14 protein-coding genes are annotated in these 14,997 nt (G+C 73.5%); all 14 read left to right on the top strand.

Annotation, left to right across the window (positions count from 1 at the left end; genetic code table 11):
- Positions 1 to 13: 13 nt before the first annotated feature.
- Positions 14 to 2,029 carry an excinuclease ABC subunit UvrC gene (uvrC, locus tag HGA03_RS05375; RefSeq protein ID WP_168629202.1) on the top strand — a complete coding sequence of 672 codons (2,016 nt, stop codon included), beginning with the start codon at positions 14 to 16 and terminating at the stop codon, positions 2,027 to 2,029.
- Between the two features lie 23 nt (positions 2,030 to 2,052).
- Entirely contained in the window at positions 2,053 to 2,997 is a 945-nt protein-coding gene (rapZ, locus tag HGA03_RS05370; RefSeq protein WP_168629201.1) for an RNase adapter RapZ, read from the top strand.
- Positions 2,994 to 4,004, top strand: a complete 1,011-nt coding sequence (locus HGA03_RS05365; protein WP_168629200.1) for a gluconeogenesis factor YvcK family protein — start codon at positions 2,994 to 2,996, stop codon at positions 4,002 to 4,004. The genes rapZ and HGA03_RS05365 overlap by 4 nt, the downstream gene beginning before the upstream one ends.
- A 5-nt stretch (positions 4,005 to 4,009) precedes the next feature.
- Positions 4,010 to 4,990 carry a DNA-binding protein WhiA gene (gene whiA / locus HGA03_RS05360; protein ID WP_168629199.1) on the top strand — a complete coding sequence of 327 codons (981 nt, stop codon included), beginning with the start codon at positions 4,010 to 4,012 and terminating at the stop codon, positions 4,988 to 4,990.
- A 227-nt stretch (positions 4,991 to 5,217) separates the two neighbouring features.
- A complete protein-coding gene (gene gap / locus HGA03_RS05355) occupies positions 5,218 to 6,222 on the top strand; it encodes a type I glyceraldehyde-3-phosphate dehydrogenase (protein ID WP_168629198.1) in 1,005 nt (334 codons plus the stop codon).
- Positions 6,223 to 6,336: 114 nt separating this feature from the next.
- Positions 6,337 to 7,524, top strand: coding sequence for a phosphoglycerate kinase (locus HGA03_RS05350; RefSeq protein ID WP_168629197.1), 1,188 nt, complete (start codon positions 6,337 to 6,339; stop codon positions 7,522 to 7,524).
- A 3-nt stretch (positions 7,525 to 7,527) separates the two neighbouring features.
- Positions 7,528 to 8,304 (top strand): triose-phosphate isomerase, encoded by a 777-nt coding sequence (gene tpiA / locus HGA03_RS05345; protein WP_168629196.1) that lies wholly within the window; start codon positions 7,528 to 7,530, stop codon positions 8,302 to 8,304.
- 203 nt (positions 8,305 to 8,507) lie between these two features.
- Positions 8,508 to 8,750 (top strand): preprotein translocase subunit SecG, encoded by a 243-nt coding sequence (secG, locus tag HGA03_RS05340; RefSeq protein ID WP_168629195.1) that lies wholly within the window; start codon positions 8,508 to 8,510, stop codon positions 8,748 to 8,750.
- Between the two features lie 4 nt (positions 8,751 to 8,754).
- Positions 8,755 to 9,102 carry an RNA polymerase-binding protein RbpA gene (locus HGA03_RS05335; RefSeq protein ID WP_168629194.1) on the top strand — a complete coding sequence of 116 codons (348 nt, stop codon included), beginning with the start codon at positions 8,755 to 8,757 and terminating at the stop codon, positions 9,100 to 9,102.
- Between the two features lie 179 nt (positions 9,103 to 9,281).
- Positions 9,282 to 12,212 carry an ATP-binding protein gene (locus tag HGA03_RS05330; protein ID WP_168629193.1) on the top strand — a complete coding sequence of 977 codons (2,931 nt, stop codon included), beginning with the start codon at positions 9,282 to 9,284 and terminating at the stop codon, positions 12,210 to 12,212.
- Positions 12,209 to 12,685 carry a roadblock/LC7 domain-containing protein gene (locus HGA03_RS05325; protein ID WP_275407601.1) on the top strand — a complete coding sequence of 159 codons (477 nt, stop codon included), beginning with the start codon at positions 12,209 to 12,211 and terminating at the stop codon, positions 12,683 to 12,685. The genes HGA03_RS05330 and HGA03_RS05325 overlap by 4 nt, the downstream gene beginning before the upstream one ends.
- Complete coding sequence (locus HGA03_RS05320; RefSeq protein WP_203767545.1) at positions 12,682 to 13,053, top strand: DUF742 domain-containing protein; 372 nt, start codon at positions 12,682 to 12,684, stop codon at positions 13,051 to 13,053. The genes HGA03_RS05325 and HGA03_RS05320 overlap by 4 nt, the downstream gene beginning before the upstream one ends.
- Positions 13,034 to 13,612 (top strand): GTP-binding protein, encoded by a 579-nt coding sequence (locus HGA03_RS05315; RefSeq protein ID WP_168629192.1) that lies wholly within the window; start codon positions 13,034 to 13,036, stop codon positions 13,610 to 13,612. Before HGA03_RS05320 ends, HGA03_RS05315 begins: the two co-directional genes overlap by 20 nt.
- A complete protein-coding gene (locus tag HGA03_RS05310; RefSeq protein ID WP_168629191.1) occupies positions 13,605 to 14,978 on the top strand; it encodes a PAS domain-containing protein in 1,374 nt (457 codons plus the stop codon). Before HGA03_RS05315 ends, HGA03_RS05310 begins: the two co-directional genes overlap by 8 nt.
- Positions 14,979 to 14,997 lie beyond the last annotated feature (19 nt).

The raw sequence follows: 14,997 nt of genomic DNA, 5'->3' as shown, positions 1-14,997 counted from the left end.
TACCCTCGTCGTCATGGCTGATCCCGCGACCTACCGTCCCGCGCCCGGGGAGATCCCGGACCAGCCCGGGGTGTACCGGTTCCGCGACGAGCACGGCCGGGTGATCTACGTCGGCAAGGCGAAGAGCCTGCGGCAGCGGCTGAACTCCTACTTCCAGGACGTGGCGGGCCTGCACCCGCGGACCCAGGCGATGGTGACCACCGCGGCGTCGGTGCAGTGGACCGTGGTCGGCACCGAGGTGGAGTCCCTGGCGCTGGAGTACTCCTGGATCAAGGAGTACGACCCGCGGTTCAACGTGAAGTACCGGGACGACAAGTCCTACCCGTACCTGGCGGTCACCCTGGCCGAGAAGTTCCCCCGGGTGCAGGTGATGCGCGGCGCCAAGCGGCCCGGCACCCGGTACTTCGGCCCCTACGCGCACGCCTGGGCGATCCGGGAGACGGTGGACCTGTTGCTGCGGGTGTTCCCGGTGCGGACCTGTTCGGCCGGGGTGTTCAAGCGCGCCGCCCAGCAGGGCCGCCCGTGCCTGCTCGGCTACATCGACAAGTGCTCGGCCCCGTGCGTGGGCCGGATCAGCCAGGAGGACCACCACGTCCTGGCCGAGGAGTTCGCCGACTTCATGGCCGGCGACACCGCCCGGTTCACCCGCCGGCTGACCGCCCGGATGAAGGAGGCGGCGGCGGAACTCGACTTCGAGCGGGCGGCCCGGCTCCGGGACGACATCGCGGCCCTGGAGCGGGCAACCGAGAAGAACGCCGTGGTGCTCTCCGACGGCACGGACGCGGACATCTTCGCGCTGGCCGGCGACGAGCTGGAGGCCGCGGTCCAGGTGTTCCACGTCCGGGACGGCCGGATCCGCGGCCAGCGCGGCTGGGTGGTGGAGAAGGTCGAGGACGTCACCGACGCCGAGCTGGTCGAGCGCCTGCTGCAGCAGGTCTATGGCGAGGCCGAGCCCGGGGTGACCGGCGCCGTCCCGCGCGAGGTGCTGGTGCCGACCCTGCCCACCGACCTGGACCAGGTGCAGGCCTGGCTCAGCGGGCTGCGCGGCTCGCGGGTCCAGGTGCGGATCCCGCAGCGTGGCGACAAGCGGGAGCTGGCCGCCACCGTGCAGAAGAACGCCGAGCACGCCCTCGCCCTGCACCGCACCCGCCGGGCCGGGGACCTCACCACCCGGTCCCAGGCGCTGCAGGAGATCCAGGAGGCGCTCGGGCTGCAGTCCGCCCCGCTGCGGATCGAGTGCTACGACGTCTCGCACAACCAGGGCACCTATCAGGTGGCGTCGATGGTGGTGTTCGAGGACGGGCTGGCCCGCAAGAGCGAGTACCGCCAGTTCACCATCCGGGGTGCGGACGGCGACGGCGCCCGCGACGACACCGAGGCGATGCACGAGGTGATCACCCGCCGGTTCCGCCGCTACCTGGCCGAGCGGGAGAAGGCCGGCGACCTGGAGCTGGGCCTGGGGGAGCACCAGACCGCCGAGGCACTGGCCGACGCGGACCTGGGCGAGGTGCGCAGCGGCCCGGTCGACCCCACCACCGGCAAGCCGCAGCGCTTCGCCTACCCGCCGAACCTGGTGGTGGTGGACGGTGGCCCGCCGCAGGTCGCCGCGGCCAAGCGTGCGCTGGACGAGCTCGGCATCGACGACGTCGCCCTGTGCGGCCTGGCCAAGCGGCTGGAGGAGGTCTGGGTGCCGGACGACGACTACCCGGTGATCCTGCAGCGTTCCTCCGAAGGGCTGTACCTGCTGCAGCGGCTGCGGGACGAGGCGCACCGGTTCGCGATCACCGCCCACCGGCGCAAGCGGTCCAAGGGGATGACCGCCTCGGTGCTGGACGACGTGCCCGGGCTCGGACCGTCGCGGGCCGCGAAGCTGTTGCAGCACTTCGGCTCGGTGAAGCGGCTGCGGGCGGCCACCGTGGCGGAGATCGCCGCGGTGCCCGGCATGGGTCCCAAGACCGCCCAGGCCGTGGCGGACGCGCTGGCCGGACCGGCGACCGCGCCGGTGGGCGGCAGCCCGGCGGCGTCGTGACCGGGGACTGGCATGCTGGACCCATGAACGACGAGACCTCGCCGATCACCGTCCCGCACGGCATCCCCGCGATCGAGGCGGCGACCACCGCCCCCCGCGTCACCGAGCCGCACCTGATCATCATCACCGGCATGTCCGGGGCCGGTCGCACCCGGGCCGGGGCCGTGCTGGAGGACATGGGCTGGTACGTCGTCGACAACCTGCCCGCCCAGATGCTCACCCACCTGGTCGGGATGCTCACCCACGGCGCCCCGCCGTCCGCGGACCTGCGGCTGGCCGCGATCGTGGACGTGCGCGGCCGGGAGTTCTTCCCCGACCTGCTGCAGGTGCTGGCCCAGCTCCGCGAGTCCGGGGTGGACTACAAGATCCTGTTCCTGGAGGCCTCGGACGAGGTGCTGGTCCGCCGGTACGAGCAGGTCCGCCGCCCGCACCCGCTGCAGGGCGACGGCCGGATCACCGACGGGATCACCGCCGAGCGCGACCTGCTGCAGGACATCCGGGAGCGCGCCGACCTGCTGATCGACTCCTCCGACACCAACGTGCACGAGCTGGGCCGGCTGGTCCGGGAGGCGGTGGCCGGCTCCGAGGAGGAGGAGCTGCGGATCAACATCACCTCCTTCGGCTTCAAGTACGGCGTGCCGCTGGACGCCGACCACGTGGTGGACGTCCGGTTCCTGGCCAACCCGTACTGGATCACCGAGCTGCGGCACATGTCCGGCCGCGACGCCCCGGTGCGCGACTACGTGCTCGGGCTGCCCGGCGCGCTGACCTTCGTCGACCGCTATGTCGACGCCCTGGAGCCGGTGCTGGCCGGCTACCTGGAGGAGGAGAAGCGCTACGTCACGATCGCGGTGGGCTGCACCGGCGGCAAGCACCGGTCGGTGGCGATCAGTGAGGCGATCGCGGAGCGGCTGCGGCAGCGCGGGCAGCGGGTGACCGTCGCCGCCCGGGACCTGGGCAAGGAATGACCTCCCCGGCCTTCGTCGCACTCGGCGGCGGCCACGGCCTGAGCGCGACGCTGTCCGCGCTGCGCCGGCTGACCGACCGGATCACCGCGGTGGTCACGGTCGCCGACGACGGGGGCTCCTCCGGCCGGTTGCGGGACGAGCTGGACGTGCTGCCGCCCGGCGACCTGCGGATGGCGCTGGCCGCGCTGTGCGAGGACTCCGACTGGGGCCGCACCTGGCGTGACGTGCTGCAGCACCGGTTCACCTCGGCCGGCGACCTGGACCAGCACGCGGTCGGCAACCTGTTGATCGTCGCGCTGTGGGAGCTGCTGGGCGACACGGTCGACGGGCTGGACTGGGTGGGCCGCCTGCTGGACGCCAAGGGCCGGGTGCTGCCGATGGCCGCCGTCCCGCTGGCGATCGAGGCTGATGTGGTGCACCCGGACGGCAGTGCCGGCCTGGTCCGCGGCCAGTCGCGGGTGGCGGTGACCACCGACCGGATCGCCCAGGTCCGGCTCACCCCGCAGCGCCCGCCGGCCCTGCCCGAGTCGGTGGCGGCGGTGCGCGAGGCGGACTGGGTCGTGCTCGGCCCGGGCTCCTGGTACACCTCGGTGATCCCGCACCTGCTGGTGCCGGAGCTGGCGGACGCGCTGCTGACCACCACGGCCCGCCGGATCGTGGTGCTGAACCTGTCGCCGGAGTCCGAGACCGCCGGGATGGGTCCGTGTGAACACCTAGATGCGCTCCGGGAACACGCCCCTGACCTGCGCCTGGACGCGGTGATCGCCGACCCCGGCGCGGTGGAGGACGTGGACGAGCTGATCGAGCGCACCCAGGGATTCGGCGGCAGGCTGCTGCTGCGCCAGGTGCGGCGTGGCGACGGGAGTCCGCGGCACGACGCACTGCGGCTGGCGGCGGCGATCAGTGACGTGGTGCAGGACTACCTGGGTGACGTGGGCGCACCTGCACGAACGGGGGAGCGCGGTACCCATCCGGGACCAGGTGGCGGTCGGGGAATGGCAAGATGACGCCCATGGCTTTGACGGCACAGGTGAAGGACGAACTCGCTCGTCTCCAGGTGGACAAGACCTCGTGCCGCAAGTCCGAGGTCGCGGCGATGCTGCGCTTCGCCGGGGGGCTGCACATCATCTCCGGCCGGGTCGTGATCGAGGCCGAGCTGGACACCGCCGCGGCCGCCCGCCGGCTGCGTCAGGCGGTCGCCGAGGTCTACGGGCACCAGTCCGAACTGATCGTGGTCGCCGGGTCCGGCATCCGGCGCGGGAACCGCTACGTGGTGCGGGTGGTCAAGGACGGCGAGTCGCTGGCCCGCCAGACCGGCCTGCTGGACAACCGCGGCCGCCCGGTCCGGGGCCTGCCGCCGCAGGTGGTCGCCGCCGGGATCTCCGAGGCCGAGGCCGCCTGGCGCGGTGCGTTCCTGGCGCACGGGTCGCTGACCGAGCCCGGCCGGTCGTCCTCGCTGGAGGTCACCTGCCCCGGTCCGGAGGCGGCGCTCGCCCTGGTCGGGGCGGCCCGCCGGATGCAGATCCCGGCCAAGGCGCGCGAGGTCCGCGGCATCGACCGGGTGGTGATCCGGGACGGCGACGCCATCTCCGCGATGCTGGCCCGGCTGGGTGCGCACGAGGCGCTGCTGGTCTGGGAGGAGCGCCGGGTGCGGCGCGAGGTGCGTGGCACCGCGAACCGGCTGGCGAACTTCGACGACGCCAACCTGCGCCGGTCCGCCCGTGCCGCGGTCGCTGCCGGTGCCCGGGTGGAGCGCGCGTTCGAGATCCTCGGCGCCGATCTGCCGGCCCACCTGCGCCAGGCGGGGGAGTTGCGGCTGGCACACAAGGAGGCCTCGCTCGAGGAGCTGGGCAAGCTGGCCGATCCGCCGCTGACCAAGGACGCGGTCGCCGGCCGGATCCGCCGCCTGCTGGCCACCGCGGACAAGCGCGCCCAGGAGCTCGGCATCCCGGACACCGAGGCCGGCCTGAGCCCGGATCTGCTCGATCTCTGAGCCCTGCCGCCGGCCTCGCCGGGGTGCCCCGCGGCGCGTTGTCGCTGGCAGACCTAGGTCCCTGCACCACCGGCCGCTCGGGTATAGGCTTTGAACCATTCGGAGGCCTTGCTCCGGTCAAGAACTCGTGACCGGGGTGTTTCCGGGTGGCGTACACCGACGTGCGCAGTCCATCACCGCTATGAGTGTGTGTGCCGACACACGTCGGCGCGTGCCGAGGAGGGCAAGTGACCATCAAGGTCGGCATCAACGGCTTCGGCCGTATTGGGCGCAACTTCTACCGGGCCATCGTGGAGTCCGGAGCCGACATCGAGATCGTCGGCGTGAACGACCTGACGGACAACAAGACGCTGGCGCACCTGCTCAAGTACGACACCGTGCTGGGCCGCTTCCCGCTGAGCGTCGACTACGACGACAACAACATCATCGTCGACGGCAAGCCGATCCGTGCGCTCGAGGAGCGCGACCCCGCGCAGCTGCCCTGGGCCGAGCTGGGCGCGGACATCGTGATCGAGTCCACCGGGTTCTTCACCGACGCGACCAAGGCCAAGGCGCACATCGACGCCGGCGCCAAGAAGGTCATCATCTCCGCCCCGGCGAAGAACGAGGACGCCACCTTCGTCATGGGTGTGAACCACACCGACTACGACGCGGCGGCGCACCACATCATCTCGAACGCCTCGTGCACCACCAACTGCCTGGCCCCGATGGCCAAGGCGCTGAACGACGCGATCGGCATCGAGCGTGGCCTGATGACCACGATCCACGCCTACACCGGCGACCAGAACCTGCAGGACGGCCCGCACCGCGACCTGCGTCGCGCCCGTGCCGCCGCGCAGAACATCGTCCCGACCTCGACCGGTGCCGCCAAGGCCGTCGCCCTGGTGCTGCCGGAGCTGAAGGGCAAGCTGGACGGCTTCGCCATGCGCGTCCCGGTGATCACCGGCTCCGCCACCGACCTGACCTTCACCGCGTCCCGTGAGGTCACCGTCGAGGAGGTCAACGCCGCGGTCAAGGCTGCCGCCGAGGGTCCGCTCAAGGGCGTGCTGTCCTACGTCGAGGACGACATCGTCTCCTCCGACATCGTGACCGACCCGCACCAGAGCATCTTCGACGCCAAGCTCACCAAGGTGTCGGGCGACCTGGTCAAGGTCGTGTCCTGGTACGACAACGAGTGGGGCTACTCCAACTCCCTCGTGAACCTGACCTCGTACGTGGGCGAGCGTCTCTGACGCACCCCCTCAGGTCGAACTGCATGCGTCCGCGGATGCCGGGTCATCACGGCCCGGTGTCCGCGGACGCGGCATGTCCGGCCCCCTCATCTCACGCACGCTAGGAGAAGCAGCATGAAGACCATCGACGACCTGGGCGACCTGCGCGGCAAGCGCGTGCTGGTCCGCTCCGACTTCAACGTCCCGCTGGACGGCACCACCATCACCGACGACGGCCGGATCCGGGCCGCGCTGCCGACCCTCAAGCGCCTGCTCGACGCCGGGGCGAAGGTCATCGTCACCGCGCACCTGGGCCGCCCGAAGGGTGAGCCGGACCCCAAGTACTCCCTGGCCCCGGTCGCCGCCCGCCTGGGCGAGCTGCTCGGCCAGGACGTCGCCCTCGCCGGTGACGTGGTCGGCGACTCCGCCAAGGCCACCGTCGCCGCGCTGCAGGACGGTCAGATCGCCCTGCTGGAGAACATCCGCTTCGACGCCCGCGAGACCTCCAAGGACGACGCGGTCCGCGGCGAGCTCGCCGACGAGCTGGCCGCCCTGGCCGACGCCTTCGTCTCCGACGGCTTCGGTGTGGTGCACCGCAAGCAGGCCTCGGTCTACGACGTGGCGCTGCGCCTGCCGCACGCCGCCGGCACCCTGGTGCTGACCGAGGTCGAGGCGCTGCGCAAGGCCGTCGAGGACCCGGAGCGGCCCTACGTGGTCGTGCTCGGTGGCGCCAAGGTCTCCGACAAGCTCGGCGTGATCGGCAACCTGATCACCAAGGCCGACGAGCTGCTGATCGGCGGCGGCATGATGTTCACCTTCCTCAAGGCCCAGGGCCACGAGGTCGGCTCCTCGCTGCTCGAGGAGGACCAGGTCGACACCGTCAAGGGCTACCTGAACCAGGCGAAGGAGGCCGGCGTCGAGATCGTGCTGCCGGTCGACACCCTGGTCGCCCCCGAGTTCGGCTCGGACGACTTCGAGGTCGTCGCGGTGGACGCGATCCCGGCGGACAAGATGGGCCTGGACATCGGCCCGAAGTCCGGCCAGCTGTTCCGCGAGGCCATCCTGGGCGCCAAGACCATCGCCTGGAACGGCCCGATGGGTGTGTTCGAGCGCCCGGCCTACGCCGAGGGCACCAAGGCCGTCGCGCAGGCGCTGGTCGACACCGACGGCTTCTCGATCGTGGGCGGTGGCGACTCCGCCGCGGCGGTCCGGCTGCTCGGCTTCGACGAGGCCGGCTTCGGCCACATCTCGACCGGTGGCGGTGCGTCGCTGGAACTCCTGGAGGGCAAGACCCTCCCCGGCATCGCTGTCCTGGAGGACTGACCCATGGCACGTACCCCCCTGATCGCGGGCAACTGGAAGCTGAACCTGGACCACCAGGAGGCGGTGCACCTGGTGCAGAAGCTCGCCTGGACGCTCAAGGACGCCAAGCACGACTTCGCGCGGGCCGAGGTCGTCGTCCTGCCCTCCTTCACCAACATCCGCTCGGTGCAGACCCTGGTCGACGCGGACAAGCTGGAGATCGGCTACGGCGCGCAGGACGTGTCGCAGCACGCCTCCGGCGCGTACACCGGTGAGGTCTCGGCGAACCAGCTCGCCAAGCTGGGCGTCAGCTACGTGGCGACCGGTCACTCCGAGCGCCGCCAGTACCACAACGAGACCGACGCGGTGGTGGCCGCCAAGACCGTCGCCGCCCTGGGCGCGGGGATCACCCCGATCGTCTGCGTCGGCGAGGGCCTGGAGATCCGCAAGGCGGGCACGCACGTCGAGTACACCCTGGCGCAGCTCGAGGGCTCCCTGGCCGGGGTCACCCCCGAGCAGGCCGCCGGCGTCGTGATCGCCTACGAGCCCGTGTGGGCCATCGGCACCGGCGAGGTCGCCACCCCGGAGGACGCCCAGGAGGTGTGCGGCGCGATCCGGGTGAAGCTGGCCGAGCTGTACTCCGCCGAGGTCGCCGACGCGGTGCGCGTGCTCTACGGCGGTTCGGTGAAGTCCGGCAACGCGGCGGAGATCATCGGCAAGCCCGACGTGGACGGCGCCCTGGTGGGCGGTGCCTCGCTGGACGCCGAGGAGTTCGCCAAGATCGCCCGGTTCAACGCCTGAACCGAGTAGTCCCGGTACCCGGCCGGTGCGTGGTACCACCCGCGCACCGGCCCGGCACCACCTGGTCGGCGTGATTCCGGGGCGCAACCGCCCCGCCACGCCGCCCGGAGTTGGCCCAGGACGGTGACCGTCGCCTAATCTGGGCCCAGTTCGACCCCCGCAGGCCGGCCACTCGGTGTCGGCCCCGATCGAGAGACACCGCCGTGACTGCCCTGCGCATCGTCCTCCAGGTCCTCCTGGTGGCCACGAGTCTGCTGCTCGTCCTGTTCGTCCTGCTGCACAAGGGGAAGGGTGGCGGCCTGTCCGACATGTTCGGTGGTGGCATCTCCAGCAGCGCCGGTTCCTCCGGTGTGGCGGAGCGGAACCTGAACCGGATCACCGTCGGCGTCAGTCTGCTCTGGGCGCTGACCGTGGTGCTGCTCGGCCTGATCGCCCGGGTGAGTTGACCCCGTGGCCGGCGGAAGCGCGATCCGGGGATCCCGCGTCGGTGCGGGTCCGATGGGTGAGGCCGAACGGGGCGAGTCCGCCCCTCGGGTGCTGATCTCCTACTGGTGCTCGAACGGGCATGAGAGCCGCCCGAGCTTCGCCGCCGAGGCTGCCGAGGAGGCGCCCGAGGTCTGGGACTGCCCGCGCTGCGGGTTCCCCGCCGGGCAGGACCGGGCGAACCCGCCCGCCCCGGCCAAGAACGAGCCGTACAAGACCCACCTCGCCTACGTGAAGGAGCGGCGGACCGAGGAGGACGGCGCCGCCCTCCTGGACGAGGCCCTCGCCGCCCTGCGCGCACGTCGCGGCGGCTGAGCACCGCTACCCACACCACCCAAGCCCCGCGGGATATCCCGCGGGGCTTGGGTGCTTTCGGGCGGTTTCCGACCTGAGTAGTCGTCTTTGTGCAGGTCAGGCGAGTGTGCCCGCTTTGCTAGTTTTCCGGCCAGCCGGGGCATGTGGGCCGCGGGGGACGGGGCGCCACCACGCCCCGGGTGGCGGAGAGGCTGGTGCCGGCGGTGGCGGAGACACGACGGCGGGGGCGCAGCCTCCGGCGGATCGGATCGGTCCTGCTGACCGTCCTGTTCCTGCTCGGCGTGCTCATCGCGCTGACGGACGCCGTGGTCCTACCGCTGGCCGACGTGACGGCCCGGGTCGACGGTGACCGGCTGATCCTCGGCGACGGCGCGCAGGCGACCCGCGTGCCGGGTCTGGGCGCGCTGGTCGCGCTGATGCGATCCGCCTGGGGCGGCCTGGCGCTGCTGGTGCTCGCCCTGGCCGCGGCCGGGCTGTGGTGCTGGCCGGACCTGGCCGGCGAGCGGACCGCGACCTGGCGGGTCACCGTCCGGCGGCACGTGCTCGCGATGACCGCGGTGCCGGTGCTGGTCGTGCTGGCCGCCGGCTGGTTCCTGGGGTCGGCCACGCTGGACGACCTGCGCGAGGCGCGGGACACCGAGCAGATCGTCGCGGCGGTGCCGGCGGTGCTGACCGCGACCGAGGCGATCCAGTCCGAGGCCGGGCCGGTGGCCGACGAGGCGGCCCGGGCCGCGGCGGTGACCGCGACCGATGACGCCCTGCGCGCCCTGTCCGGGACGCTGGCCGGGTCGGCCGCGGATGGCGCCGGGAACGCCACCCGGGCGGTCACCGGCGCCGAGCAGCGGGTGGCGGCGGCGCGGGCCGCCACCGATCCCGCCGTGGCCCGCCAGGAGTGGGAGTCGGCCGCCCGGTCACTGGACGACCTGGCCGAGGGCTGGGCCGCCGAGGTGCGCGATCCGGCCGTGGCGGCCGCGATCCGGGCCGCGGTGGCCACCGACCGCCTGGCCGGGACGATCGAGGGTGAACACCGCCGGGTGGCGGAGCTGGTGACCGCACTGGCGCAGTTGCCGGTGGTCGCGCCCGTGGTCGAGGACGAGGACACCGACTCCGGCCGCGGCACCGACCGGGACGAGGAACCGGCCGACCCGGTGGTCGTACCCGAGGTCGATGCCGGACTGGTACGCCAGGCGGCGCTGGCGGTCGCCGGGGTCCAGGCGCAGCGCGAGCGGACCGCGGCCGCCCTCGCGGTGTCCGGGGACGGCCTCGCCCTGCCGGGCGACGACCAGGTCATGGCCGACGCCCGCGCGGTGATCGCCGCCGGCGAGCCCACCCTGATCGCCGAACCGGCCCGGGCCACCTGGGCCGACCGCGCCGCGGCGCAGACCACACAGCTGCGCGACCTGGCCGCCGCGGAACTGGACCTGGCCGCCGACGACGCCGCGACCGCGGAGGCCGAGGCACGCACCGCCACCCTGGGGGTGCTCGCGGTCGGCTCGCTGCTGGTGGTGGTGGTGTTGCTGGTGGCGATTGCGGTGATGCGCCGGCTCGGCACCCGGCGGACCGTCCCGGTGGCGCCCGTGCCCGCACCGCCGCCGGTGGCCCCCGCCCGGACGCCGGAGCCGGAACCGGCCCGTCCCGCGCCGGTGGACACGCCGCACGCGTCGGAGCCGGCACCCACCGGGTTGCCGATGTTGATCCACGTCGCCCAGCGGGAGCAGTCGCTGGCCGCCCGGCAGCTGGTGCTGCTGGACGAGCTGGAGCAGTCCGAGGTCGACCCCGAGGTGCTGTCCCGGCTGTTCGAGCTGGACAACCTCGCCACCCGCAGCCGCCGGGGCGCCGAGTCGGTGCTGGTGCTGGCGGGCAGTCAGACCGGCCGACGCGAACGGGAGGAGACCGCGCTGTCCGATGTGGTCCGGATCGCCGCCGCGCAGATCGAGCAGTACGACCGGGTGCGGCTGGAACTGACCGACGACCCGCAACTGGTCGGCCACGCGGTGGTCCCGCTCGCCCACCTGCTGGCCGAACTGGTGGAGAACGCCACCGTGCACTCCGACCCGTTGCTGCCGGTCCGGGTCGGGGCGGTGCTCGGCGCCGACGGCATCGAGCTCACCGTGACCGACGCGGGCCTGGGGATGGACGCCGCGGAGCGCGCCGCCGCAGCCGCGCTGGTCGCCGGGGAGCTGCCGCCCGAGGGCCGCCGGCTCGGCCTGGTCGTGGTCGGGCGGCTGGCGCGCTCGCTCGGCGCACAGGTGGAGTTCCCGGAGACGGCCGCGGGCACGGTGGTGCGGGTGCGGCTGCCGGTCTCCGTGGTGGCCGCGGGGGTCCGGCCGGAGGGCGGGGACGCTGGGACGCCTCCGCACCACGTCGCCGATGACACACCCCCCGGCGGCGCGCCGGAGCCGGATGCGATGCCGACCCCGGAGCGCGGACAGCGTATCGTGCCGCGGCCCGCCGAGGCGGGGGACACCGGGATCAGGGCTGTCGATCCGCCCGCGCCGGTCCTGGCCCCGGCGGAGCCTCCGGCCGAGGACCTGACGGTGTGGGACACCCGGCCGCGTCAGGACCGGGACCCGGAACCCGCCACCGCGCCGCCGATGCCGGATCGCCCGGCGCCGCTCCCCGCGCCCAGTCCCGACCTGGCGGTCTGGGACACCCGCGGCCCGCAGCCGGACGGGACGGGAACCGGCTCCGGCGACCCGGCGCCCGCGATCCCGGACGCGGCACCGGCCGGGGACACCGGGGTCTGGGCACCGGCGGAGCTGCTGGACGAGACGACCGAGCTGCCCCGGCGGGAGGTCGGCACCGACGGGGAACAGCCCTACCGCCCCGAGGTCGCCGCCCCGGCGGCGGTCGATGCCCTGGCGGTGCGCGCCCGGGCGTCGAGCAGCGAGCCGCGGGACCCGGACGGGCTGCGCGCTCGATTCCAGCGGTTCCGCAGCGGGGTGCGCGACGGGCTCGGTGAGGTCGAGGACGCCGAGCCCGCCGCGGCCGCCGGTGGCGACGGGCCGCCGGCCGGGACGCTGCCGAGCCACGACGATGCGCCCGGTGGGCCCGTGGCAGCCGGCGACGCCCCGGACCTCAGCGGGTCCGAAGGGGAGGCCGAGCAGTGACGACCACCGGACCGAGCGGGACGCAGCCGGAGATCGCCTGGCTGCTCGACCAGTTCGTGCAGGCGGTCGCCGGCACCCGCCAGGTGGCGGTGGTGTCGGCGGACGGGCTGCTGATGGCGGCCTCGCGCGGCCTGGACCGGGACGACGGTGACCGGCTGGCGGCGATCGTCTCCGGGCTGTCCTCGCTGTCGGCAGGGGTGGCCCGGCACGAGGACGCCGGGCGGGTCCGGCAGACCGTGATCGAGATGGACCGGATGACGCTGGTGCTGATGACGATCTCGGACGGCTCGGTGCTGGCGGTGCTGGCGGACGCGAGCTGCGACCTGGGGTTGGTCGGCTACGAGATGGCCCTGCTGGTCCGGCGCGCGGAGACCGAGCTGACCCCGCTGATCGTGGGCGACGAGGGCGACGAGGACGAGGACCCGCCGCCCCCCGGCACCGCCCGCCGCGAACCACCCCGGCCGATCTGGTGACCGGCGCCGAGGGCGAGGGCGCCCAGGACCAGGCCACCGATCTGCGCCCGTACGTGGTCACCGGGGGCCGGACCGAGGTCTCGGACCGGGAACTGCCGGTGGAGGCACTGGTACGGGCGCTGCCGTCGGGCGGCCGGCCGGCCGGGCCCGAGCAGCGTGCCATCGTCGCCGTCACTCGGGACGCCTACCTGTCGGTGGCCGAAATCGCGACCGCGGTCCGGCTGCCGCTGGGCGTGGTGCGGGTGCTGGTCTGCGACCTGGTCGACGCCGGTCACGTGACGGTGTCCGGGGTCCCGGCACCGGCCGGCCCGCAGCGCCGGCCCCGACATCTCCTGGAGCAGGTGCTCGATGGCATCGAACGACTCTGAGGCCCCCACCGCGGTCAAGATCGTGGTGGCCGGCGGCTTCGCGGTGGGCAAGACCACCTTCATCGGCGCGATCTCCGAGATCGCCCCGGTGCGCAGCGAGGCCGCGATGACCGAGCACTCGATCGGGGTGGACGACGCCGGTGCGGTGAGCACCCGCAAGTCCGAGACCACGGTGGGGCTCGACTTCGGCCGGATCGAACTGTCCGGCGGCCTGCGGCTGTACCTGTTCGGCACCCCGGGCCAGGATCGGTTCTCCTTCCTGTGGGACGACCTGGTCCGCGGCGCGATCGGCGCGGTGGTGCTGGTGGACAGCACCCGGCTGCGGCAGTGCTTCCCGGCGGTGGACTACTTCGAGTCGCGGGACATCCCGTTCGCGGTGGGGGTCAACTGCTTCGACGGGGTGGCCACCCACCGGCTGACCGACATCCGCCGGGCGCTCGGGGTCGACCCGGCGGTGCCGGTGCTCTACACCGACGCGCGGTCGCGCACCGCCGTGAAGCAGATGCTGTCCACGGTGGTGCGGACCGCCCTGACCCAGGACGGAGGGGTGCATGCCTGAGACGTGGGGGCTGGACGATGCATTCCTGCTCGGGCTGCCGGTGGTCGCCCCGCACGAGCTGTTCTTCTCGATCACCGACCGGCGCGGGGTGATCGAGCAGGCGAACTCGGTGTTCGAGCGGCTGTCCCGGTACGACCGGACCGAGCTGATCGGCGCACCGCACAACCTGATCCGGCACGACATGATGCCGGCCGGGGTGTTCCGGATCATGTGGGACCTGCTGGCCGCGGGGCGCCCGGTCGCCGCGTACGTGACCAACCGGTCGCGGGGCGGGCGGCCCTACTCGGTGTTCGCGACCATCACGCCGGTGGGCGAGCGGATGCTGTCGGTCCGCACCGCGCCGTGCGAGGACGGACTGCGGTCGGTGGCCGAGTCGATCTACCGCGAGGTCCGGCCACTGGAGCGGGCGGCGTCGGCGCGGGGGATGAGCCGGCGGGCGGTCGGTGAGCTCGGTGCCGGGGAGCTGATCACCCGGCTGCGGGCGGCCGGGTTCGCCAGCTACGAGGACTTCGTGCGGCACGCGGTGCCTGCCGAGGGAGCGGCCCGGGTGCTGGCCGCGACCGGACCGGCGACCGGGTCCACCGGCACCGGGGTGCTGGGCACGCTGTCCACCGCGGTGCGCGGGATCGACGGGCAGCTGGCCGGGCTGTGGCACACGCTGGAGCGCCATCAGGCGCTGGCCGACCAGGTCGGCGACGGGGCCGCGCGGGTCCGGGAGGCGGTCGCCGGGCTGCACGACGCCACCCGCGCGATGGCGGACGCCTCGGCCTGGGTCTGCGACCGGGCGCCGGTGCTGGAGCGCTCGGCCCGGGCGATGACGCTGCGCGCCGCGGCGGTCGGGGACCGGATCACCGCCCTGGTGGACGAGCTGGAGCGGGTCCGGACCTGGTTGCTGGACCTGCGGTTCCGGATCGCGCTCGCCCGGCTGCACAACGACATGGTGCGGCTGTTCCTGGCCGAACTCGCCGGGGGTGCGGGCGCGGGGGACTCGCGGGCTGCGCTCCCGTTGCTGTGTGCGGCGCTGGACGAGGACGTGACCGCACTGACCGAGGACATGGCGGCGGTGTCGGTGCTGCTGACCGAACTGCGCGACCACGTGGACCGGGGCTCGGGCGAACTGCGCGAGCTGCGCCGGGGGCTGGCCAGCTGGCGACTGCTGGTCCCGCGCTACGGCGTCACCCGGGAGCTGGACGGCGGGATCGAACCGGTGGACCGGCACCTGGACCTCAGCCACGAGCAACTGCTGACCCTGGCCGCGCTGGCCCGGCAGTGCGCCGCGGACGCCGAACCGATGGACCCGGCGGCATTGCGCGCGGCGATCGGCACCATCCGGCGGACGGTGCAGGCGGGGCTCGCCGAGGAGTGAACCGGCCCGGCCGAGCCCC

Source organism: Cellulomonas denverensis (genome assembly GCF_012396125.1).
Lineage (GTDB): Bacteria > Actinomycetota > Actinomycetes > Actinomycetales > Cellulomonadaceae > Cellulomonas > Cellulomonas denverensis.
The sequence above is the reverse complement of the archived record's forward strand: the minus strand, read 5'-3'. Positions and strand labels throughout refer to the sequence as shown.